A 22,927-nucleotide genomic window follows, 5' to 3' on the forward strand; every position below is an offset into this window, starting at 1 on the left:
AAAGATATGACAGAAACCATAAGAGATAAAGATGCAATGCAAAGAGTGCTGCGATATGTGATAAGTACCATATTTGTGGCACTGCTCGGAGCGGTATATGAGTATTTCAGCTTCGGCGTATATTCTTTTTATATGCTGTACGCCTTTTTGATCCCGTTTATAATGGGAATACTGCCCTGGATGATACTGATATTGAAAATGAAGGAGTCCGGAAGAAATGTCCGTATGCCGGTACTTCCCGACAGACTTTGGACATCGGGTATCACAACTCTGACAGTCGGATCGATCTTTCACGGTGTGCTTGATATCTACGGTACCACCAGCAATCTTTCAAAAGTCTATTTTTATGTTGGCGGTATCATGATGCTGACAGCAATTGCGCTGCTTTTGGGGTGGAAGGAGAAGCTCGAAGCGGAAGATGTATTATTAGGGTGATTCATGGGGCTATAAATTCCTGTCACTCAAAATTTGGTGAAAGTATCGAAAATATAATAAAAAACTTTGGCAGGCTTTCGCAAAAATAACAATGTTTAAACATAGATTGTACGATATACTTAATTTCGTATGGTTAATTTTAGACATACATGTCAGTCTTTCGCGTAGCGAAATACAAGTGGGCTGACTTTCCTAAAGAATAGGGGAATCGAATGATTACAATTTTTGTAAGTCTATTGGGGGGACTGGGACTCTTCATTGCGGGCATGTATATGATGAGCCACGGTATCGAAAAGGTTGCAGGTAACAAGCTCAGAAAGATACTTGAGACATTTACCAGAACCAGACTGACGGGAGTTCTTGTAGGTCTGTTTTTTACCGCTGTCATCCAGTCGTCCAGTACTGCGACGGTCATGGTCGTGACATTTGTTAATTCCGGGCTGATGGCTTTGTCCAATGCCTGCGGAATCATCCTCGGTGCCAATATCGGTACCACAGTGACGGCGCTTCTCGTTGCCTTCAGACTTTCAGCTATAGCACCGCTTTTTGCATTTGCGGGCGCTATCATGATGAATTTCATCCCGTATCCGACAGTGAAGAAATCCGGTGAGATAGTCATGGGATTCGGACTTTTGTTCCTTGGAATCTCGACCATGTCCGGCTCGATGGCGGATCTTCGTGAAATTCCGGCTGTTATCAGTTTTCTTTCCGGTTTCACAAACCCGATTCTCGGCATTCTGATGGGATTTGTCATCACATCCATCGTACAGTCATCATCCGTAACAGTATCTATTCTGGTAGTTATGGGTTCCATGGGACTTGTAGATCTCCGTATATGTATGTTCATCATCCTTGGCTGTAACATCGGAGCCTGCTCAAGTGCTGTACTTACTGCACTTCAGGGTAATGTTAATGCCAAGAGAGCGGCACTCATACATTTGCTGTTCAATATCTTCGGAACCGTACTTATGTTTATTCTTCTGATGCTTTTCTCCACACAGATAGAAGGCATCATCAGATTCGTGTCAGGTACCGGCGATGATCCGGGTTCACTTGGACGAAATATAGCATTTGCACACTTTATATTTAAGGTATTCCAGGTTATCGTTTTCTATCCTTTTATGGATCAGATTATCGCGCTCACCTATGTTCTTGCAAAGGAAGAAACGGACAAGTCGGCTTCGGAAGATGGAGAGTACCGTCTCAAGTACATCAATCTCAGCAAGCTGCCGAACCCTGCGGTGGCTATCTACATGGCTAAACAGGAGATGGAGAGGATGGCCAATGCGGCATTCAGCAACCTGAACATAGCTGCTGAATGTCTCCTTAAAGAAGACAGCAAGGGCATCGAGAAGGTTTATGAAACCGAAAAGTATATCGACTGGCTTTGCGAGCAGATCAATACATATATGACAAAGATCAACCAGAACGCCATCCCTCTTCGTGATGCGGATCTTATCTCTGGATATTTCCATGTATGTTCTGATATAGAAAGAATCGGTGATCATGCCGAGGACATCGCCGATGTGGTCAGATATTTTGACGAGAAGGACGTTCATTTGTCGGATGAGGGCAAGGAAGACCTTAAGGGAATGATAGAAGTTGTCAATAAGCTCCTGAGAGATTCTCTTGATATGTTCGTTACAGGTGATATGACTAACATGGAAGAGGTCAGAGCTCTTGAGGACAAGACTGATGAGCTTGAGATAACCTTACAGGATAAGCATGTACAGCGTCTCAGTGATGGCAGATGTTCTGTAAGAGCAGGAGTATTCTTCTCAGACCTGGTTTCAGGTATCGAGCGTGTAGGTGATCATGCTATCAATATCGCATTCTCACTTTCTGAGGCAAAGAATCGTTCAGCTGCGAGAGCATAGTAGAGTTATTTTTTGCCGAGGCGCCTCGTTTTTTTATTGATGCCCTTTGGTTAAAAATCTTATTCAATCCCCGGCTGCACTGTTTTGCTTTTGATGCAGCTTCATATTGGTGCTGCTATGTTAAGGGAGTCTTTGGTAGTAGAAGACATTCGGAATTATATATACGTTGGGGGACCGGACAGGACTATATCTGTCCGGTCTCTTTATTTATATACTCACGACATATGGCCATCCTGATTCGACGCGCTGAAACGTTAATGTGCATGTGTTTAATTTGCTCAGTAAACCGGTTTGGTTACTATGGTTAACCGACAAAGTGACAGGCATAAACCGGTAAAATGATTTAAAAATTGTGTCATATGACGAAAAAATAAGAATTATTTCGTAAATCATGGTCTATAGAGACAAAATTTAATATCTGTTAATATTATATCGTTCGTAAATGTAAGTGCTTACATAAATATTATGATCTTTCTTCCCGGGAAAAAGAAAGATCTGAAAAACTTGATAAGAGAAAACTTAGGAAGAAGGATATATCGGGATGAGATGATTATTCCGGCTATGAACCGTTATTTTGGCGGGAATATTGGCCCCTTGATGAAGACGGTAAATTATGTTGGAAACTGTGGCGTGATATCAGGTTCCAATGAAATGCAGCCGGGATAAGATCGAAACGTATCCGGAGGGAGTAGTTATGAGTAGAGAACGTCGTTTAGCGTTCCGTAGAGCTATGTCTATCGCCCTGATAATGAGTATGACCGCAGGAACAACATTTACGAATGTAGGCATGCAGGTTTATGCAGCAGAGCAGGCAGCAGATGAGGAAACATCAAAGAGAAAGACCGAAGTTGAGAGTCGGGATGATGTCGTAGAAGAAGCCGGACAGGAAAAAGAGAATGTGACTGATGATTCCGGAGCAAAGGACGATAAGGAAGAATCAGACGATAAGCAGGATAAAAAAGCTGATAAGGAAAATGATTCAGAAGAAAAAAACGTGAAAGACACCACGGGTGGCGGCGAAAAATCTGAAGTTGCAGATTCAGAAGACAAGGAATCATCCGGTGAGAAAAAAGAAGCTTCCGACGGAAAAACATCTGAAAATCCGGATGGAAAATCGAAGGATGCTTCAAAATCAAGCAAAGAAAATACTGAGAATACAGAGGATTCAGCCGATTCATCCAAGAAAAAAACCTCGGATGAAGATGTTGTAAAAGATGCAGATTCATCCGAAAAGAATGACGATAGTGCAGGTTCAACCGGAAAGAAATCTTCGGATGCGACAGAAAAAGGTAAGTCCGGGGATGAAAAGTCAGGGAAGACAAAGGCCGGGGAAGAAAATGCTGAGGATGGAAAATCAGAGGCTGAAGATAAAGAATCTGTAGTTGAAGAAGAGGCATCAGAAAAATCCGAAAAGAAGAATGGAACATCAGGCGATAAGAAAGCAGTTGAGGAGACAAATGAGTCTTTAAACAGCAAAAGTGCTGTATCAGATGCAGGTAAAGTCGAAGAGAATGTTAACCCTGAAGTAAACACTCAGGAACTCGTAGAAAACAAAGAATTACTCGGACTTGAGGCAAAATCCGGTGATACTCTTGAAGAAAAGATCAAGAGTAATATCGATGAGGTGCTTTCCGAAAAGGAAAATACTGAGAAACGGTTTCATAACGATGAGGGAAGTACAGACATAACAGAAATCACTGTTCCGGAACTTGCCAAGGATGAAAGCTCTGTATCATTCGTATGGGAGAAGCCTGAAAACTACAAGGATATCGAGGATTACAAGATATATGTTGCCGAAGGGGACGGTGAAGAGAAGTATCTTGAAACAGCAAGTGAGAACTATGCAAAGCATGCCGACTGGGCAGAGACTTATAGAAAGGCTTTCTACGAAAAACACAAAGATGCTGTCAAGATAAGCATTCACACTTATTATGCTGACAATCTAAAGCCGGATACAAATTATACATTTACTGTAGTTCCGGTTGACAAGTCCGGAAATGAAATCGGTGGTGCAGCAACCATAGATGTTCAAACAAATCCGGCACTCACAGAGGATGAGATTCATTATGTAACGGATTTCGGTGCAAAACCGGTAGAGAATGCATATACAACTTATAATGATGAGATAAACGAGGAGATTGTTGCGAATACAAAGGCTATTCAGGCGGCAATCGATGCCTGCGGTGAGGGTGAAAAAGTTGTCATTCCTAAGGGTATCTTCATGTCAGGAGCACTTTATCTTCACAGCAACATGACTCTTGAGCTTGAAGAGGGCGCAGTTCTGAAGGGTTCACCTAATGTTGATCACTATGATCAGAACTATATCCTGTATCCGTATTCAACCGATACACGTTCCTGGTCACTGGTAAACGTTTACTCAGCCGATGAAGATCATCCGTATGAGAATATCAGGATCGTGGGTAAAGGAACTATCGATGGAAACGGTTGGAAATCCATAGATAAGGACAGTGATCATTCGGAGGATCCTTCCGATAAGGATTACATCAGCCCTCAGTATTTTTCCGGCAAGAATTCAAATGTATTAACCGGAGGTTATCTCGCAAAGGATGCCACAAAGAAGGCGGCGGAAGCAAGAGGTGAAGATTTAAGTAAGGAGCCTTCAAAGGTTGCCTACAACACCCGCCCTTCTCTCGTTATGATTCGTGGAACAAGAAATTTCTACATGGAAGGCGTAACACTGGTTAACCCGGCATATCACACACTTGCTGTTCTTGACAGTGATACAGTAACCACCAATAACGTAAAGTATCTCACCTACGATTGTAACAACGGTGACGGTATAGAAATCGGAAATACTCAGAATGCCATGGTTTACAATTGCTTCTTCGACACCGGAGATGATGCCGTAAACTTTGCAACAGGTATGGGTAAAGCTGTTGATGATACAAAGCAGAAGTCTTCAAGCAATATTTGGACTTTTGATAATGTCTTTCGTGAGTGCCATGGTGGAGCCATTGCCGCAGGAAGTCATACAGGAGCAGGAATCAGCGACATGCTGGTTGAGGATAATGTCCTTAACTACGCAGATATGCCGTTCCGTTTCAAGTCTGCACCTGCAAACGGTGGAAGTATTCATGACGTAGAGATCCGTGATTGTGCAGTGGCAAACTGCGAGCAGCTTTTTGTCATGACCACAATGTACAGCGATTCAAACGGTGTCAGTGACACAGAAACTGCTGATAAGCCTGCGGAGTTTTATAATATTTCGGCTTTCAACATTTCCTGCGACACTACAACGAAGAATGCATTCAGCCTGATCGCGGACATTGATCCTAACGATCCTTCAAAGCCTATACACCATCATCATGATCTCTACTTCCAGGATATAACTGTGAAGAAATCGGCAAAATTTGCAGATAAAGATAGTAAGAATAATAAAGCTTTGAATATTGATAAAATTCAGGGTGAAGTATTGGATGGAATTGAGGATGCCACATTCTATAATGTCAAGATAAATCATAATGGTGACAACAAAATCTGGAACAAGATCATAAACTGCAAGAATCTTCGTTTCATTGATGGTTCTGAGTCGGCACAGACAAAGAATGCAGAAGTTGCACCTGTATGGGATGAAGAAGCAGAATTAAATGTGGCATCAGAAGCAGAGACTGATACCGAGGTTGCAACAGGGTCTGAGCTTAAGAGGGTAAAAGATACCGAAGTTGCAACAGGATCAGAACTCAAGAAGGCAACAGACACTGCAAAGAATAGCGATTGCCTGAAGCTTGTATTTGATGCGGCAGTAGATAAGGATCTTGATGGTAAGGATTTATCAGACGGTATCAGGTACAGTATTGAAACCTATATTGATGGTGGAGAAAAACTTATTGATGTTACCAAGCTTTTCAAGAAAACCGAGTATGAGATGAAGAACCTCTCAGCCGGTGTTGAGTATACCTTCAAGGTATTTGCCTATGATGAGACCGGTAACAAGACAGAGGGACCTTCATTTTCACATACCATTGAAGGTGATAATGATGATCTGAAGATTCCTGAAAATCTTGATATGACAGGACTTAAGGCAGATGTTTACACATCTGTTCCTATAACACTGGCTGATGCAAGAAAAGTTGATCCAAGAGTCCGTGGATATCATATCTATATTAACGGAGAAACTGAGCCGAGAAGTACATACTATTATTATCAGCTTGGAAGCAAGAAATTCTCAGGAAATAACGTGACTCTTATTGCAGACCGTCTCACAGATGGTGACCCTGGTGAGGAAATCAACCGTAAGTATAACGATATCAGAGTTACGGCATTTGCAGATGATGGTACGGAGTTTACATATAATGAAGCAACCAGTACCACATGGCAGATGTATGATTTTAAGGCACCTGAGTGGACTTCTGAGGAATTAAAGGTAGAAAGAGATGGAGATGACATCGCTCTCAGCTGGGATGAACCATATGATGAAAGCGGAATCGGTGGTTACCGTGTTTATGTGGACGGAAAGCCGGTTTACACAGACAACGGAGACTACTTCAATCATGTGAATGGTGCATACACAACCGAAGATACCAGATTCATCGTTTCCGGACTTGATCTTACTGTTGATCATGAGTTCAAGGTTACAGCAGGTGATAACTGGTGGAGGGCCAGAAAGAATGAAGCTCCTTACCACTGGACAAATGCGGCTGCTGAAGGAAAGTGGACAGTTTTGAAGGAAACTGATGATCCTGAGAAGAAGGAAGAAAACACAGATCCAAAGACTGTAGATGACGAAACTGACGGAAAGAAAGATGATTCAGAGAAGAATGAATATCAGGACACAAATAAGGATGATTTATCCGGTAGAAAACATGTCAGACGTTCATCTGGCGGCGGATCCGGTTCGGGAAACAGTTCAGTTTCAGGTAAAGGATACGAAGCCGGAAGAGTTCTCGGTGCAAATCGAGTAGAGCCAAGCACTATGGGATTCTGGTCAAAGGATGAAAAGGGCTGGAAGTTCAGCTCTGTCAGTGGAGAATCAGCCGTAAACAGCTGGAAACAATGCGAATACAACGGCACGGTTGCCTGGTATCGTTTCGATAAGGATGGTTATATCATAAGCGGATGGTTCCAGGATGAAGACAATAATCTTTATTACTTCTGTCCTGATCATGACGGCCGTTTTGGTCAGATGCTTACAGGCTGGCAGACTATCGATGGCAAGGAGTATTACTTTGAAACAGTAGAAGGCAAGACGCAGGGACGTATTTATGCCAATGAGATGACACCTGACGGCCATTTTGTAGGACCTGACGGAGCGAAGATAAGATAACCGTCCAATATATTGTTTTGCAACACAAAAAAATCGGGTAGAGGATTCCTTCCTCTACCCGAATATTATTTTATTGTCGCTCTTTTAATAGTTGGTTTTACTGTGCGGCTGCGATGCTGGCGTTTGCGGCAGCAACGGGATCATAAGCTGTTTCAGCGCTTACAGCCTGGGTTTCCATAGGAATCTCAGCGGCCTGGGTTTCTGCAACTGATTCAGGAACCGGACTTTCAACAGGAAGTATTGCTGTTGAACTTTCAGGGATGCTTTCTGCAGTGGAAGGATCAGCTGACTTAACGACCTCTTTGTTTGTTATGACATTACCGGCTGAACGGGTTTCAACCACTTCCTGCTTTACACCGATGTTTGGGTTGCCTGTATCATCGTTGATGACCTCGTACCATTCACCTTCAAACTGCTCATAGAGAACACCGTCTACATATTTTGTAGGAAGAGTGTTGTCTTTAGCTTTAGTTGTTTCCTCGACTTCGTCCGCTTCAATGAGATCTTCACCCGAACCCGGACCACCGTCTGCGGTATCACCTGCTTCGTCAAGCATTGCATCAAGTTCTTCAACGCTGAGTTCCTTGATTTCCTTCTTTTCGAACTTGTCGAAGCTATCCGGAAGAGTTACATTGCCGGAAACGACGATGCCTGCAAAGGATGCTGCTGACTCGGCTGATCCGAAAGAAACTGTAACATACTGTGCAGGAGCAAAATTATCATTGATAAGAACGATATGCTGCTCAGAATCTGTTCCATTGAAATCAACAGTTGAACGGCCGAAAGGTGTTCCGTCTACACTTACATAAACATCGTTTGAACCTGTCTGATAGTCGAAGTCTACACCAAGCAGTCCTGTAACTGCATCACCATAATTATCAAGAATGTTGCCGGCAGGAATTTCAAAGGTTGTATCGTCAACCTTGACGAAATCCCCTGCAGGAATGTAAGTATAGCTTTCAAGAACAGAAACACTCTCGTTGAGAGGCTCGATGGAAGAGCTGATTTCTTCGGCTTTTTCTGAAGCTTTGTCCCTTATCGCCTTAAGGATGATGTCAGCTGTCATGATATTTCCGTCTTCATTCTGGTTTATCTTGTCATCCTGAGCGGTGTCAGAGGCATTCTTTCCGTCAGCCTCCATGAGTTTTGCGATGTCAATAGTGAGACCATGATAATGATCTGTGATTGTCTGAATCGCAGAAGCATTATCATCGGCAAAACCGTCTGTGTTTGTCACAGAAGCAGGCTCGATCAGTGAGATGATGGAAGTCTCCGGGCACTTTGAAAGGATGGAGCGTACCATACTCTCATAGAAGGTGCTGAATGTTTCGGGATCGTCGTAGTTGCCGAAACTAAGGATGACAGCGTCGTATTCTGAGCCCTCCGGAATCTCGTTGGCCATAACGTAGCCGGAGTAGGCTGTGTTATCTGATGGAAGAGAATAGTTGTCTATCTGAATATCAGCTGAAAAACCGGTTTCAAGCTTTGATGCGATTAGTTCAGCCCAGGAGTTTGAGACATTCTCAAGATTGGTTCCTCTTGCGAATCCGTCTCCAATTACTAAAATTGAAACCGGCTGATTGTGAGCGAGCTTCTCGTAGAAATTACCTGTTGTGAAATCAACAGATGAATTTGCGTCAGTGTTTATTTCTTCAGATGCCTCTGTTGAAGCGGCAGCTGTTTCTACTGTAGTACTTGATGCTTTGTTGCCCTGTCCTGTGACGGCAGCCAAAACCAAAAGAACACCTGCAACGCCGGCAAGTCCGCCAACGCAGGCTTTTTTGTTCTGCTCAAAGAATGATTTGAAATCCATGATTTTCTCCTTGAATTGGTAATTTGATACACCGTTTTATGATACTTTCTATGAATACAAAAATCAATTAAGTTTCTTTGAAGAATTAGTGCAAAGAGATAGTTCATTGTAACAGTTCAGCAGGGGATTGAGTTCTGATCAGAACCAGAGGTCATCAATTTAAAAACGTTAAGCTAAGGCTAAAAAAATCAAAACAGTTTCCATTAGAACCACTTGGATTTTTCCTCGATTTCTTCGGCAATTCTGAGTTTTCATCAGGAAAACTCAGAAACTGCCGAGAACCTACGTGGTTCATATGGTGGCTGTTTTAGATTTTTTAGCCGAAGCGTCCCGTTTCTTAAATTGATGACCTACGGTTCGAACTAACTCAATCCCCTGCTGAACTGTTACATTTCTTGTAAGCTCGAAAAAGGGCTGTCCTGCGACAGCCCTGAAATAGATGAATATATAAAAGATTTAGCCAGCTGTAGGACCAATGGTGTTCCACTGGGAAATATCTATACCCTGGCCCGGTGATACGGAGTATGTTCCCGATGCTGAAGGATCACTCAGAATAACATGTTCTGTTCCTGAAGTGTCGGGAACTGTAGGAAAAGCAGCCTGAGATGGAGCGGTTTCCTGAACTGAAGCCTGTGTCTCTGCAGCAGTGGTCGTCTCTACAGGCTGAACCTGAGCAGCGGTTTCGTTGCTATTGTCAGACTTTGAAGAACTATCTGATTTCTTTGGTTTGTCAGAAGCCTTCTTGCTTTCGGATTTCTTGCCATCAGACTTCTCATCAGACTTTTTGGTTTCATTGGTTTTGGAAGATGAATCAGAGGACTTCTTATCATCTTTTTTGTTTGAAGCCTTCTTATTGTCCTTATCCTCAGCGGATGTTTCTTCAGCCTTTGCAGTCTCCTTCGCAGCGGTTTCCGGAGTAGTGGTTTCTTCTATGGTTTCAGTTTCCGGCTCTGTCTCGGGCTCGGTCTCCGGAGCAGTAGTTTCAGGAGGTATAGGCAGCTTATCGTGTTTTTCTTCCTTAGTGGAAGATGTAAGGTTTCCGGAAATGATGATTCCGTGGAAACCGTCAGCCTGTTCTTTTGTTGCGAAACTTACAGTCAGTTCCTGATTGATGATTGCATTGTTCTTTACGATGCGGATGTGTCTCTCCGGAGCGGCGCCCTCGAATTCAACAGTCATTCCGCTGAAAATGTCTCTGTCCACCAGTATCTGAGCAGTATTCTTCTCATTCAGATAGTCATAGTCTATACCCATCATGCCTGTGGTTTCGGCGCCAAGGGAAGAGATATCATTAATGTTTATGACGTAGTCATTATCATCCTGGCGCAGGAAATGTTCAGATGAGATGTAATAGTAATGATCGAAGAGTGTTGCATCCGGATTCACAGGAGAATCGTCGCCTGCATTTCCGGCTGGTTCATCATTTATTTTTTCATTAATCTTCTTTACAATCCAGTCGGCGTATATCTGCTGCCCCTTGGCGTTCGGAAGTATTCCGTCATCTGTGAGAGATTCGGGTGCTTCTCCGGATACACTGAAGGCTTCGCCCATGTTTGCAACTATTCCGTTATAATGTTCAAGCAATGTGCGGGCGTAGAGTGCGGTTTCATCCGAGTTTCCGTCAGGAGATGTGATGGAAGCGGACTCTATAAGGCCGATGACACAGGCATTTGGATAGCAGTTTCTGATGGAACGGAGCACACCCTCGTAGTAAAGGTTGAAGCTGAAAGGGTCGTCGTAGTATCCGAGAGCAACCACTACAGCATCGTAAGTCATATCCTTGTGCCCTGTAGCTTCGTTCATAAGGGTTACGTATGCTGAATAGGCATCATTGCCACCCGGAAGAGAAAGGTTTTGAACATTGACCTCTGAGCCGAAATCAGCAGTTAATCCCTGAGACATAAGGTTTACCCAGTTGCTTCCGTCTGAAGCGCCTGCACCTGTGCCGAAAATGTCACCGATGACAAGCATGGAAACAGGCTGCTTTTCTGCGAGCTTTGAGAAAAAGCTGTTGTCTTGAGCGGCAGACATCATGGCACCGGTTTCGGGGGCAAATGTCTCCGACTGAAGTTTTTCTTCGGCAGCATTCATTTTTTCGGCTGTCAGTGATTCGTCAATGGCTGATTCCATCATGGCATCCCTTACCATGTATCCGAAAACACCTATGATGGTCAGTATCATAAGTATAAGGATAGTGAGGAGCACAACCGGTTTTTTGGAAGTTACCTGAGCTTCGGTTAATGGCTCCTGTGATTTGAGATCCTTGTTCTGATCCGCTGAATCTGTTTTTTTCTGATTGTTATCATTCTCACTCATAATTATAAAATTCCTTTATATGTATAGCTTTTTTAATTATAAAAAGGAAAATGATATTTGACTAGAGGTTTTATGACCCGCCCGAACACGAATGTGTACGTTGGCGCTAATCAGTGAGTGGCAAATACTTTTGACACTCACTTCGTTTTATGATTCTGAAGCTACAGAATGCCTTTATCCTGTGCTATCATTGTTAGGCAGAAAACAGACCTTTTTTCAGGTGGATTTATAGAATATGTTGTACGACAAGGATATCAGAGAGCCGTTGTTTTCTTTTCTGGAGGAGACCTACGGGAAGACAAGAATAATAGAAGAAAAGATCATGGGAGACAGCCGGGCGGATGTAGTCATGGTGACAGAGGACAGCCTCTATGGGATAGAGATTAAGTCCGACGCGGACACTTATGTGCGTTTATCAGGGCAGGTTAAAGATTATAATCGTTTTTTTGACTATAACTACATTGCGGTTGGTACCACTCACGCCATGCACATCGAGGAACATGTGCCTGATTTCTGGGGGATTATAACTGTAGATGAGGTGGATGGGAAACCGGATTTCTACATATTAAGAAGACCGAAGGAGAATGATGGCGTCAAATGCGAAGATAAACTCAGTCTTCTCTGGCGTCCGGAGCTTCAGCACATCGTTTATCGTAACCTGAAACACAAGTACGAGAATCTCAGTAAGAAAGAGGTCATCAGAAGGATCTGTGATCAAATGTCTTATGATGACATTAGAAAAGAGATGTCGACAGAGCTGTTTGAGCGGGACTATAATACGATTCTGGATGAGATCAACAGTTTCCGGGCTAAAAACAATGAAAAGCCCCGTCGCAGAAAGAAAATCTCAAAGAAATCTTCAGTGACGGTTACACCGGGCGGGAGAAAACTCAAGAAGCCCAATCTCAGAGTTTCGCATGTGGTGAAAACCAAAAAATCATCGAAGAAGAAATAGATAATCCGAAATCCGTTCGATTTCCATGTATCTGCTAAAAGCCGTCAAAAGGTTCCTTCAACAAGAAAAGAAGGTAGCAGCGCTGCTGAACACGCATAACTGCCGTCTTTTTACGGTGCGGTTGAATCAGCCTGAAGAGTGCATAATTATTTACTATAGGAGAGAACCCAATATGAATAGCTTCCTTATCGCCGCCAATGCCGTAGTACCGTTTATTTGTTATATGTTGTACGGATATCTTTTCCGGCGTCTCGGTTACGGTGACGATTCCTTCTACAAAAGACTGAATCAGATAGTATTTAAGGCATTTTTTCCTATCCTGATGTTCAATAATCTCTATACTGCAGACATTGATATCGGTGCCAATGCTTCACTTATCACCGTATTCACAGGTGTCCTCATAGCCATAATCCTTTTGTGTGTATTTGTTGTGCCTCTTTGCATAAAAGAGAATCCGAGAAGAGGTGTCATCATTCAGTCAATCTGGCGAAGCAATACGCTGATGTTTGCATATCCTTTGTGTGTAAGTATGTATGGTGATGAATGGGGGGCTCTGGCATCCCTGGTCATCGCAGTGATAGTGCCGGTATATAACATTGGCGCCGTAGTGATATTCACCCTTTTTGACAGACAGAACGGTTCAAAGACAGATGTGAAGAAGATAGGTATGAATATCCTTACGAATCCGCTTATCATGGGCGCTATCGTGGGAGCGGTATTTAAGATGGCCGGTTGGCAGCTGCCCAAATCCATCTCCGGTCCTGTGGCAAGTTTTGCCAACATGACCACGCCGCTTTGCATTTTTATTCTTGGAGCTACACTTTCGATTCCGGATATAGGAAAGAATCTTAAGATTATCATTGCAACGCTTAGCCTGAAGCTGGTTTTTGTTCCGGGTTTCATAGTTGTTCTGATGTATATTCTCGGCTATCGCGGCCCTGAACTTTTTATAGCATTTATTCTTTACGCAACACCTATAGCCGGAGCATCTTTCCCTATGGCGCAGAACATGGGTGGAGACGGAGAACTGCAGGGGCAGCTTCTCGCCATAAGTACCGTGGCATCCCTGTTTACCATTTTCTTCTGGATCATGGGACTTACAGCCATCGGTATCTTCTGATGGCATGGTGAAAAGCAGGCATGAACTAAAATGAACAGACAACTGCATTTTCCACCATTATAGATGCAGAAACTGTCAATCATCACTGAAGATATGAGATGGAAATCAAAATGTGGTAGATTATCAGAGGAAAAGTGGTTCCCAAGATGTCATCAGCGATGAGCCGGTAGTAAAGGATTTCCAAGATTTATGAGAGGTTTTTCGCGTTGACTGTGAAAAACCTCTTTTTTATAATTTGATGATGGCAGTGGCAGGCAGCACATAACCTGAGTGCTGCAATTATCGTGAATAGTAATTCAGGAGGAGATTATGGACCTTTCATACAAGGAAGCAGCGTTAAAAGCATTTGCAGATAAATTCGGTGGAGATACAAATGATGTAAAGTGTTATTTCGCACCGGGCAGAGTGAATCTCATCGGTGAGCATACAGACTATAACGGCGGTCATGTTTTTCCATGTGCGCTTACCATCGGAACCTATGCCGCGGCAAGAAAGCGTTCAGACAGAAAGCTTCGTTTTTATAGTGTAAACCTTGACAGGAGCGGTGTTATAGAGACTTCTCTTGATGATTTCAAGCCTTTAAATGAAGACGGCTGGACATCATATCCAAAGGGAGTGATGTGGGCATTTGAAAAGCGCGGTTTCAGAATGGACAGTGGCCTTGATATAGTCATCAACGGAAACATTCCCAATGGTTCAGGTCTTTCCTCCAGCGCATCTCTTGAGGTTCTCACAGGATTTATCATCAGAGACATTTACGGATTTGATGTGAAGAATGTTGATCTTGCGATCATCGGACAGGATGCGGAGAACAACTACTGCGGAATGAACTGCGGAATCATGGATCAGTTTGCAAGTGCCATGGGTAAGAAGGACAATGCCATGTTCCTTGATTGTGCAACTTTGAATTTTGAATATGCACCTGTTGTTCTTAATGATATGGAGCTTGTGGTTACCAATACCAACAAGAAGCATAAGCTTGTCGGTTCTGCATACAATGATCGTCGTAACGAGTGTGAAAAAGCAAGAGAGATCCTTGCAGAAGTTGCAGGAATCAAGACTCTCGGAGATCTCAGTAATGAGGATTTTGAAAAGTACAAGGACGCCATAAAGGATCCGGTTGTTCAGAAACGTGCAAAGCATGCGGTTTATGAGAATAATCGTGCTGTAACAGCAGTTGATGCATTGAAGAAGGGTGATATTGAGGCGTTCGGAAAGCTTATGAATGCTTCTCACGTATCACTGAGAGATGATTTTGAAGTAACATGTGAGGAACTTGATGTTCTTGCTGAAGAGGCATGGAAAGTGCCGGGAGTTCTCGGTTCACGTATGACAGGAGGCGGCTTCGGAGGCTGTACTGTTTCCATAGTAAAGAAAGATTCTGTGGAGGATTTCAAGAAAAAGGTTGGCGAAGCCTATAAAAAGAGAGTAGGATATGACTGCACGTTCTATGAAGTAAGCATCGGAGACGGTCCGAGCGTTATTTAAGAGAGGAGACATTATGAGAATACTTGTAACAGGTGGTGCAGGATATATCGGAAGCCATACTTGCGTTGAGCTTCTGAATGAAGGATATGAAGTGGTTATCGTTGATAACCTTTATAATTCAAATCAGAAGGCTGTTGATCGTATCGAAGAGATCAGCGGAAAAAAGGTAAAGTTCTATCAGGATGATCTTCTTGACAGAGCTGCTCTTAAGAAAATTTTTGATGAGAATGAGATAGATGCTGTTATTCATTTTGCAGGACTCAAGGCAGTAGGTGAGTCAGTTCACAAGCCTGTTGAGTACTACCGCACAAATATCGGTTCAACTCTCAACCTTGTGGAAGAGATGCGTGCCCACGGAGTCAAGAATATTATTTTCTCAAGTTCTGCTACAGTTTACGGCGATCCTGCGGAGATTCCTATCACAGAGAACTGCCCTAAGGGAACATGTACAAATCCTTATGGCTGGACAAAGTGGATGCAGGAGCAGATTCTTACAGATATTCATACAGCAGATCCTGAGTGGAATGTTATTCTTCTCAGATATTTCAATCCTATCGGAGCGCATAAGTCAGGTCTCATCGGTGAGGATCCTAAGGGTATTCCTAATAACCTTCTTCCTTATGTTGCTCAGGTTGCCATCGGAAAGCTTAAGGAGATCAATGTCTTCGGTAATGACTATCCTACTCCTGACGGAACCGGAGTTCGTGACTACATTCACGTAGTGGATCTGGCCCGTGGCCATGTGAAGGCTATCGAGAGATTTGAGAAGAAGGATGGAGTATTCATCTGCAATCTCGGAACCGGACACGGTTATTCTGTTATGGATGTTATCCATGCTTTCGAGAAGGCCTGCGGCAAGGAGCTTCCTTATGTTATGAAGCCGAGACGTGACGGTGATGTTGCCACCTGCTATTCAAGCCCGGCAAAGGCAGAGAAGGAGCTTGGCTGGAAGGCTGAGTTTGATCTCATAGATATGTGCCGTGATTCATGGAACTGGCAGCAGAAGAATCCGGACGGATATAATTCCTGATTTTATTGTTAAATGATACAGAAAATGCAAGGGCGATAATAGTTCAGTTGGTGGCAAATACTTTTGACACTCACGTCATTACATAGCCAGAGGGCATTTATTTAAAAGCAGGTCGCTTCGGTTGAAAAATCTGGAATCAGATTCCAAAGTGGCTCATGGTCATCGCCAATGTCAGAGATTTTCTTTGATGAAAACTCTGACTTGGTGAGGAATCTAAGGAAAAATAAACCAAGAGCCACTAAGGAATCAAATTCTGATTTTTTTTACCTCAGCTTAATGCTTTTTAATAGATGCCCTTATGCTATGCCTTAACTGCTGTCTCGGGATAGGTGGTGGTTCGAGTAGGCCGGTGCCTGCCCTTGGCGTTTTCGTCTGAATGATTTAATGTGAAAAGCTTTTTGAAGGTGTGAAACTATGGATATACAGAATGGAATAAAGAGCCTTGCCGCTTATGCTTACAGGACAGGACTTATAGAGGAAAGCGATATTGTTTGGGCGCTTAATACCATCGCTCTTAATTTAAAGGTTATGGAAGTGTCTTCTACCAAAGAGGAAGTTCTGGAAGAGGCTGAGAAGATACCTTTTGATATGGTTCAGGCGAAGGAATTTAAGACTGCTTCAGAGAAAGGAATCATAGATGACGGTTCTTATCTTGAGAATGTTTTAAAGGTTCTCACTGATTATGCTGTAGAGCAGGGACTTACTGACGGAGATTCTGTTGTTTTCAGAGATTTGTTCGATACGAAGCTTATGGGGGCACTTACTCCGAGACCTTCCGGGGTTCAGGCTGATTTTTCAGAGCTCTACGAGGAGTCTCCCAAGGTTGCGACGGACTGGTACTATACTTTCAGCTGTGATACCGACTACATAAGACGCTACAGAGTAAAGAAGGACCTTAAGTGGAAGACGAAGACCGAGTACGGGGATTTGGACATTACCATAAATTTAAGTAAGCCTGAAAAGGATCCGAAGGCTATCGCGGCGGCAGGAAAGGCAAAGCAGACGGGATATCCCAAGTGCCAGCTTTGCTGTGAGTGCGAGGGATACAGTGGAAGAGCCGATTATCCGGCAAGAGAGAATCACCGTATCATACCTATAGTTATTCGCGGACAGGAGTGGGGATTCCAGTATTCACCATATGTTTACTACAATGAGCACTGCATTGTTCTCAATACTAAGCACACACCGATGAAGATAGATAAGAGCGCTTTTTTGAAGCTTTTCGATTTTGTGGCGCAGTTCCCGCATTATTTTGTGGGTTCCAATGCTGACCTTCCGATAGTTGGCGGCTCAATCCTTGCACATGAGCATTTCCAGGGCGGAAACTATGAGTTTGCCATGGCCAAGGCTCCTGTTGAGAGAACGTTTGATATTCCGGGATTCGAGGATGTCAAGGCAGGAGTAGTCAAGTGGCCTATGTCTGTTATCCGGTTAAGTGGCGAGGATACAGGAAGAATTGCAGATCTTGCTGATCATATTCTGACTTCCTGGAGAGGATACACCGATGAAAGTGCATTTATCTTCGCTGAAACCGACGGAGTTCCTCATTCCACCATCACTCCTATAGCAAGAAAGGTGGGGGACGAGTTCCAGCTTGATCTGGTGCTTCGTAACAATATCACTACGGAGGAGCATCCTTTGGGAGTTTACCATCCTCACGCAAAGCTCCATCATATAAAGAAGGAGAATATCGGACTCATTGAGGTTATGGGTCTTGCGGTTCTCCCGAGTCGTCTCAAGAATGAGATGGCAGAACTTAAGGAGGCGTTCCTTTCCGGAAAGGATATTCGTGATATTCCGGAGCTTGCAAAGCATGCTGACTGGTTCGATGAGTTTATGGACGAGTACTATAGACGGGATATCGAGGTTGATGCTGAGAATTTCGACGAGATACTTCAGGACGAGATCGGAAAGGTATTCATGCATGTTCTTGAGGATGCCGGCGTTTATAAGAGAACCCAGGAGGGACAGGCTGCATTTGACAGATTTATAAAGACACTATGATTGTTAGTGGCTTTGAGGATAAAAAATGAGGCTTCATGCCAATGCTCCATTGCGTTGAAAGTACATTCCGTTCAAAAAGTCCGACAGGGATAGGGCACTTAAGTGTCCATCTCTGCCGGACTTTTTTCTTCATGTTCTTTCAAGCAGCATGCCCGGTTGGCATTGAATCCTCATTTTCTGATTTTCGAAAGCGTTAATATTAATATACTTCGTTCATCTAAACAATTTCATTCTTCTGTCGATATATATGCAAAGGAAATTGTCATCTGAAGGAAGGTGACTTTTGTACTTTCGCACGAGATGAAGTCAGGGATTTCGGGAGAGTTAATGAAGAAGATTGGACTTTTAACAGCAGTAACTTTGTCTGCCTGTATAGGTATGTCTGTAACAGGAAAGGCTGATACACAGTATTTTGTTTCCGGTGAGGATGATTTACAGCAGATCATAGATACCTGTAATGATAGTATCTATAACAGGGTGGAGATTTATATGGAGTCCGGAACATACAGTCCCTTTGATGCGGTGTCGGATATGGCTGAGGAACCGAGATACATAGATTTTATCGGGATGGGTATGGTGGTTGTGGAAAGCGATGACGGCAGATATGAGTCTCCGGCTGCAAAACTCAGACTTGACGGGAAGGTAGAAGGTATTAGTTTTGTGGCGACACACCGAAAAGGCGAAGTGCCGCCGGATGATGACGGAGCTTATGCGGTCCATGCGGATTATGGTTCACAGCATACAGAGTTCAAAGATTGTTCCTTTTTGTCGTATCAGACAGCTTCGGTAGGTATGGGATTGACACACGACAGCGAAGTCACCTTCGAGAATTGTCAGTTTACCAATCGGGCAGATGAAAGCTTAAAGCGATGGAAAGATGGTGCTATATACGTTCATTCGGATGTTCATGATTTTGATAAAGCAGGTGCCAGACTTAATTTCAACAGCTGTTCGTTTGTTGCCCCTGCGGGTGCTCATGGCAATATTATAACCCAGGAATTGAACGGGTCTTCGATTGAAATAAATTATGGTTGAACATAGTGAATTGGTAAAGAATAAATAAATTTTAATGCAAATTGTAATGGTATAAATACAGATTTTATATTCTTGGAAAATTCATTTATTTTGTGCGGTGAGATGTTATAATGAAGCTATCAGTAGCGTGTCATCCTGTCTGGCAGGATGTTTTTTGAGACAGGTTTTTCGGTATGCAGGTTCGTGAACTGCAAAGTAGTACTGGAATCCGGAATGCAAGGCGTGTAGTTGGTTGATGAAATTGTATTTGGGCATCAGAATCCTTTGATTGGATTTGAGTGGTCAGGTGCCGTTTGAAGTGATGCGTGGTTTTTGAAAATCAACTATGATTCAGTCTAAGCCGAGGAAGTGTACTCTGTAATCATCGGGAAACCGGAAAAGGAGTAAATATGCAGCAAGGTTATCAGAAAATCGACGTATCAGGAATTTCGGTTCCTCTTAAGGTTACAAAGGGACATTTTGCGACGAACCATTCTCATACTAACTACTACATTGATCTCACCACCGTGAAAGCCCGTGCTTCAGAAGCTCATGCCGTAGCCACAAAGCTGGTGGAAAACTATCTTTTCGGCATGGTTGTGGATACCATCATATGTGATGAGGGAACTGAGGTTATTGGTGCATTTATTGCGGAGGAACTTACCAAGAGCGGAGCAATGAATACCAATGCTCACAAAACCGTCTATATCGTAAAGCCGGAGTTTAACACGAACTCTCAGATTATATTCAGAGATAATATAAAGCCTATGATTCGTGACAAGAATATCCTCATAGTTGAGGGCTCTGTCTCTACCGGAAAGACTATCAACAGAGTTATGGAAGCTGTTAAGTATTATGGCGGAAAGCTCAGCGGAATATCGGCTGTTTTCAGTGCCATCACTTCTTATAACGGAGTGCCTGTAGTTTCGGTATATGGTAAGAATGATCTTCCTGACTACGAGTACACGGACTATAATGACTGTCCGCTTTGTAAGGCCGGTCAGCCTATAGACGGACTTGTAAATTCATTCGGTGTGTCAATGATCTGATGCGAGCGTACATTGGTGACAGGTCGAATGTAATTATGATGATGCAAGGGTCAAAAGTGCCAAATCACGTGCCTGCACGTTGATTTGAGGCTTTATGGTGCATCATCAGTGAGTGGCAAATACTTTTGACACTCACGTCATTATGATTATTCAAGAAGTATTGCAAAGCAATGCACATGTTTTTCAGAGATTATACTTTGTCGAACCGGTACCTTTTGGTGCCGGTTTTTAATTGCTTTATAGGATGTGTATGAAATGGTTTGACTTGGGTGTGGGACAACTCATTATATGCGAACATATGTATTGCGTTTTGCGTAAAAGAGGATTATATTAAGAGGTATATTGCGGTTAAGATGCCGTAAGACAGGCATTGGCTTGAAATAATCGATTTAAATATGGTATAGTTTCAAACGATTATGCGTTAAACTTGTTATGTTTGGTGTTTTGGACTTATACAGCATATATGTTTGTTCTGGCTTTTGTGTTTTGAAAACGGATAGATGATATATGCATTGAAGAAACATTTATTGAAGTCCGGTATGGACTTTTCTAAGAAATACAGTTTGAGGAGTTTTACATGGCAGAGAAATACGATGCATCGAGTATCACGGTCCTGGAGGGACTTGAACCGGTAAGAGTGAGACCCGGTATGTACATCGGTTCGGTAGGTTCCAGAGGTCTCAATCACCTCATCTACGAGATCGTGGACAATTCCGTGGATGAGCATCTTGCGGGATATGCCAGGAATATATGGATAACATTGGGAAAGGATGGCTCATGTACAGTACGTGATGACGGTCGAGGCATCCCTGTAGGTATGCATCAGAAGGGAGTTTCTGCGGAGCGAGTGGTTCTCACCACACTTCATGCCGGCGGAAAGTTCGACAACAAGGCCTATAAGACCTCAGGAGGTCTTCATGGTGTCGGTTCCTCCGTTGTTAATGCCCTGTCATCGTACCTGAGAATCAGAGTTTATCAGGATGGAAAGATTTCAGAGGATACCTATGAGCGTGGTAAGCCTACCACAGAGCTTGTCAAGGGACTTCTTCCGGTTGTAGGAAAGACAAAGGAAACCGGAACAGAGACTATGTTCATTCCGGATCCCGAAATATTTGAGAAGACAAGATTCAAAGAGGACTGGCTTCAGTCAAGACTCCATCAGACTGCGTATCTGAACCCTGATCTCACCATACATTACCGTGATGACAGAGATGAAGTGCCGGTTATCAAGGAGTTCCATGAGCCTGAAGGAATCATTGCTTTCGTAAAAGACGAGAATAAAGAAAAAGAAAAGATTACACCTGAGATCTATTTTAAGGGTGAGTCAGAGGGTACTATTCTTGAGTGCTGTATCCAGTTCTGTGATGCTTTCGAGGAGAATGTTCACGGATTCTGTAACAATATCTTCACTCAGGAAGGCGGAACACATATCACGGGCTTCAAGACCAAGTTTGCCCAGCTTATAAACAGCTACGCAAGACAGCTTGGACTTCTCAAAGAAAAGGATGAGAACTTTACCGGTGCCGATACCCGTAACGGAATGGTAGCTGTTGTGGCAGTGAAGTATCCTGATCCTATCTTTGAAGGACAGACCAAGACAAAGCTTGCCAGTCAGGAGGCGGGAAAGCATGTTGCATCCATAGTTGATGCTGAGCTTCAGCATTATTTTGACAGAAATGTGGAAGTGGTTAAGGCTATCATTGCCTGTGCCGAGAAATCCGCCAAGATCAGAAAGCAGGAGCAGAAGGCTAAAAACAATATGCTCAGCAAGTCAAAGTACAGCTTTGACTCAAATGGGAAGCTTGCGAACTGCATTTCCAAGAATCCTGAAGAGTGTGAGATTTTTATCGTAGAGGGAGACTCTGCGGGCGGTTCGGCAAAGAATCACAGAGACAGACGTACACAGGCAATTCTGCCTCTTCGCGGAAAGATCCTTAATGTAGAGAAGGCTTCCATGGACAAGGTTCTTGCCAATGCTGAGATCAAGACCATGATCAATACTTTCGGCTGCGGTTTCTCTGAGGGATACGGCAATGATTTTGATATCACAAAGCTTCGTTATGACAAAATCATCCTTATGACGGATGCGGACGTAGACGGTTCACATATTGATACCCTGCTTCTTACATTCCTTTATAGATTTATGCCTGACCTTATCACTGAGGGACATGTATATGTTTCCATGCCGCCGCTTTATCAGGCTATCCCTCACAGTAAGAAAGAAGAGTCAGAGTATCTTTATGATGAGTCAGCTCTTGCGAAGTATCAGAAGAACCACAAGGCCGGAACTTATGATCTGAAGCGATTCAAGGGTCTTGGTGAGATGAATCCGGAGCAGCTTTGGGAGACAACCCTCAATCCGGAAAACAGGGTTTTGAAGAGAGTTGAGATAGAGGACGGACGCCTTGCATCTGAGGTTACCAGCATGCTGATGGGGTCAGAGGTAGGTCCCCGCCGAGACTTTATACACGATCACGCCGACGAAGCAGTGATTGATGCATAGAAACGAATCCGTAAGGATTCCTTCTGCGAAGCAGGATTA

13 protein-coding genes are annotated in these 22,927 nt (G+C 43.4%); 11 read left to right on the forward strand and 2 right to left on the reverse strand.

The window, feature by feature from the left end:
- The first annotated feature begins 6 nt into the window (after positions 1 to 6).
- The 3 genes from BM294_RS00405 (at position 7) to BM294_RS00420 (ending at position 7,596) form a co-directional block, all read left to right on the forward strand.
- Positions 7 to 435, forward strand: coding sequence for a hypothetical protein (locus tag BM294_RS00405; RefSeq protein WP_242944365.1), 429 nt, complete (start codon positions 7 to 9; stop codon positions 433 to 435).
- A 212-nt stretch (positions 436 to 647) separates the two neighbouring features.
- The gene (locus BM294_RS00410) at positions 648 to 2,312 is read left to right on the forward strand and encodes a Na/Pi cotransporter family protein (RefSeq protein ID WP_091203875.1); all 1,665 of its coding nucleotides are present in this window, start codon (positions 648 to 650) and stop codon (positions 2,310 to 2,312) included.
- A gap of 694 nt (positions 2,313 to 3,006) precedes the next feature.
- Positions 3,007 to 7,596, forward strand: a complete 4,590-nt coding sequence (locus BM294_RS00420; RefSeq protein WP_091203879.1) for a hypothetical protein — start codon at positions 3,007 to 3,009, stop codon at positions 7,594 to 7,596.
- Between the two features lie 97 nt (positions 7,597 to 7,693).
- On the opposite strand, the gene BM294_RS00425 is transcribed toward BM294_RS00420, so the two are convergent.
- Entirely contained in the window at positions 7,694 to 9,409 is a 1,716-nt protein-coding gene (locus tag BM294_RS00425; RefSeq protein WP_091203881.1) for an SGNH/GDSL hydrolase family protein, read from the reverse strand.
- Positions 9,410 to 9,865: 456 nt separating this feature from the next.
- The gene (locus BM294_RS00430; RefSeq protein WP_091203883.1) at positions 9,866 to 11,725 is read right to left on the reverse strand and encodes an SGNH/GDSL hydrolase family protein; all 1,860 of its coding nucleotides are present in this window, start codon (positions 11,723 to 11,725) and stop codon (positions 9,866 to 9,868) included.
- Between the two features lie 235 nt (positions 11,726 to 11,960).
- Here BM294_RS00430 and BM294_RS00435 point away from each other — a divergent pair, with 235 nt between their 5' ends.
- The 8 genes from BM294_RS00435 to BM294_RS00470 all read left to right on the forward strand — a co-directional run bounded on the left by BM294_RS00435 (position 11,961) and on the right by BM294_RS00470 (position 22,888).
- Entirely contained in the window at positions 11,961 to 12,680 is a 720-nt protein-coding gene (locus tag BM294_RS00435; protein ID WP_091203885.1) for a sce7726 family protein, read from the forward strand.
- Positions 12,681 to 12,852: 172 nt separating this feature from the next.
- Positions 12,853 to 13,800 (forward strand): AEC family transporter, encoded by a 948-nt coding sequence (locus tag BM294_RS00440; protein ID WP_175494384.1) that lies wholly within the window; start codon positions 12,853 to 12,855, stop codon positions 13,798 to 13,800.
- A 309-nt stretch (positions 13,801 to 14,109) separates the two neighbouring features.
- Entirely contained in the window at positions 14,110 to 15,288 is a 1,179-nt protein-coding gene (locus BM294_RS00445) for a galactokinase (protein ID WP_091203888.1), read from the forward strand.
- A 13-nt stretch (positions 15,289 to 15,301) separates the two neighbouring features.
- The gene (galE, locus tag BM294_RS00450) at positions 15,302 to 16,318 is read left to right on the forward strand and encodes a UDP-glucose 4-epimerase GalE (protein WP_091203889.1); all 1,017 of its coding nucleotides are present in this window, start codon (positions 15,302 to 15,304) and stop codon (positions 16,316 to 16,318) included.
- A gap of 414 nt (positions 16,319 to 16,732) precedes the next feature.
- Entirely contained in the window at positions 16,733 to 18,322 is a 1,590-nt protein-coding gene (locus BM294_RS00455; RefSeq protein ID WP_091203891.1) for a UDP-glucose--hexose-1-phosphate uridylyltransferase, read from the forward strand.
- A gap of 327 nt (positions 18,323 to 18,649) precedes the next feature.
- Entirely contained in the window at positions 18,650 to 19,357 is a 708-nt protein-coding gene (locus BM294_RS00460) for a hypothetical protein (RefSeq protein WP_091203893.1), read from the forward strand.
- Between the two features lie 389 nt (positions 19,358 to 19,746).
- Positions 19,747 to 20,385: a phosphoribosyltransferase family protein gene (locus tag BM294_RS00465; protein ID WP_091203894.1), complete on the forward strand. Its 639-nt coding sequence runs from the start codon at positions 19,747 to 19,749 to the stop codon at positions 20,383 to 20,385.
- Positions 20,386 to 20,962: 577 nt separating this feature from the next.
- Complete coding sequence (locus BM294_RS00470; protein ID WP_091203896.1) at positions 20,963 to 22,888, forward strand: DNA gyrase/topoisomerase IV subunit B; 1,926 nt, start codon at positions 20,963 to 20,965, stop codon at positions 22,886 to 22,888.
- The last annotated feature ends 39 nt before the right edge of the window (positions 22,889 to 22,927 follow it).

This window comes from Oribacterium sp. WCC10 (assembly GCF_900113415.1).
GTDB lineage: Bacteria > Bacillota > Clostridia > Lachnospirales > Lachnospiraceae > Oribacterium.

What these genes read in the sequence shown, in the direction of transcription:
- BM294_RS00405 (WP_242944365.1), top strand. Translation starts at nt 7, where the DNA reads ATGACAGAAACCATAAGAGATAAAGATGCAATGCAAAGAGTGCTGCGA.
- BM294_RS00410 (WP_091203875.1), top strand. Translation starts at nt 648, where the DNA reads ATGATTACAATTTTTGTAAGTCTATTGGGGGGACTGGGACTCTTCATT.
- BM294_RS00420 (WP_091203879.1), top strand. Translation starts at nt 3,007, where the DNA reads ATGAGTAGAGAACGTCGTTTAGCGTTCCGTAGAGCTATGTCTATCGCC.
- BM294_RS00425 (WP_091203881.1), bottom strand. Translation starts at nt 9,409, where the DNA reads ATGGATTTCAAATCATTCTTTGAGCAGAACAAAAAAGCCTGCGTTGGC.
- BM294_RS00430 (WP_091203883.1), bottom strand. Translation starts at nt 11,725, where the DNA reads ATGAGTGAGAATGATAACAATCAGAAAAAAACAGATTCAGCGGATCAG.
- BM294_RS00435 (WP_091203885.1), top strand. Translation starts at nt 11,961, where the DNA reads ATGTTGTACGACAAGGATATCAGAGAGCCGTTGTTTTCTTTTCTGGAG.
- BM294_RS00440 (WP_175494384.1), top strand. Translation starts at nt 12,853, where the DNA reads ATGAATAGCTTCCTTATCGCCGCCAATGCCGTAGTACCGTTTATTTGT.
- BM294_RS00445 (WP_091203888.1), top strand. Translation starts at nt 14,110, where the DNA reads ATGGACCTTTCATACAAGGAAGCAGCGTTAAAAGCATTTGCAGATAAA.
- galE (WP_091203889.1), top strand. Translation starts at nt 15,302, where the DNA reads ATGAGAATACTTGTAACAGGTGGTGCAGGATATATCGGAAGCCATACT.
- BM294_RS00455 (WP_091203891.1), top strand. Translation starts at nt 16,733, where the DNA reads ATGGATATACAGAATGGAATAAAGAGCCTTGCCGCTTATGCTTACAGG.
- BM294_RS00460 (WP_091203893.1), top strand. Translation starts at nt 18,650, where the DNA reads ATGAAGAAGATTGGACTTTTAACAGCAGTAACTTTGTCTGCCTGTATA.
- BM294_RS00465 (WP_091203894.1), top strand. Translation starts at nt 19,747, where the DNA reads ATGCAGCAAGGTTATCAGAAAATCGACGTATCAGGAATTTCGGTTCCT.
- BM294_RS00470 (WP_091203896.1), top strand. Translation starts at nt 20,963, where the DNA reads ATGGCAGAGAAATACGATGCATCGAGTATCACGGTCCTGGAGGGACTT.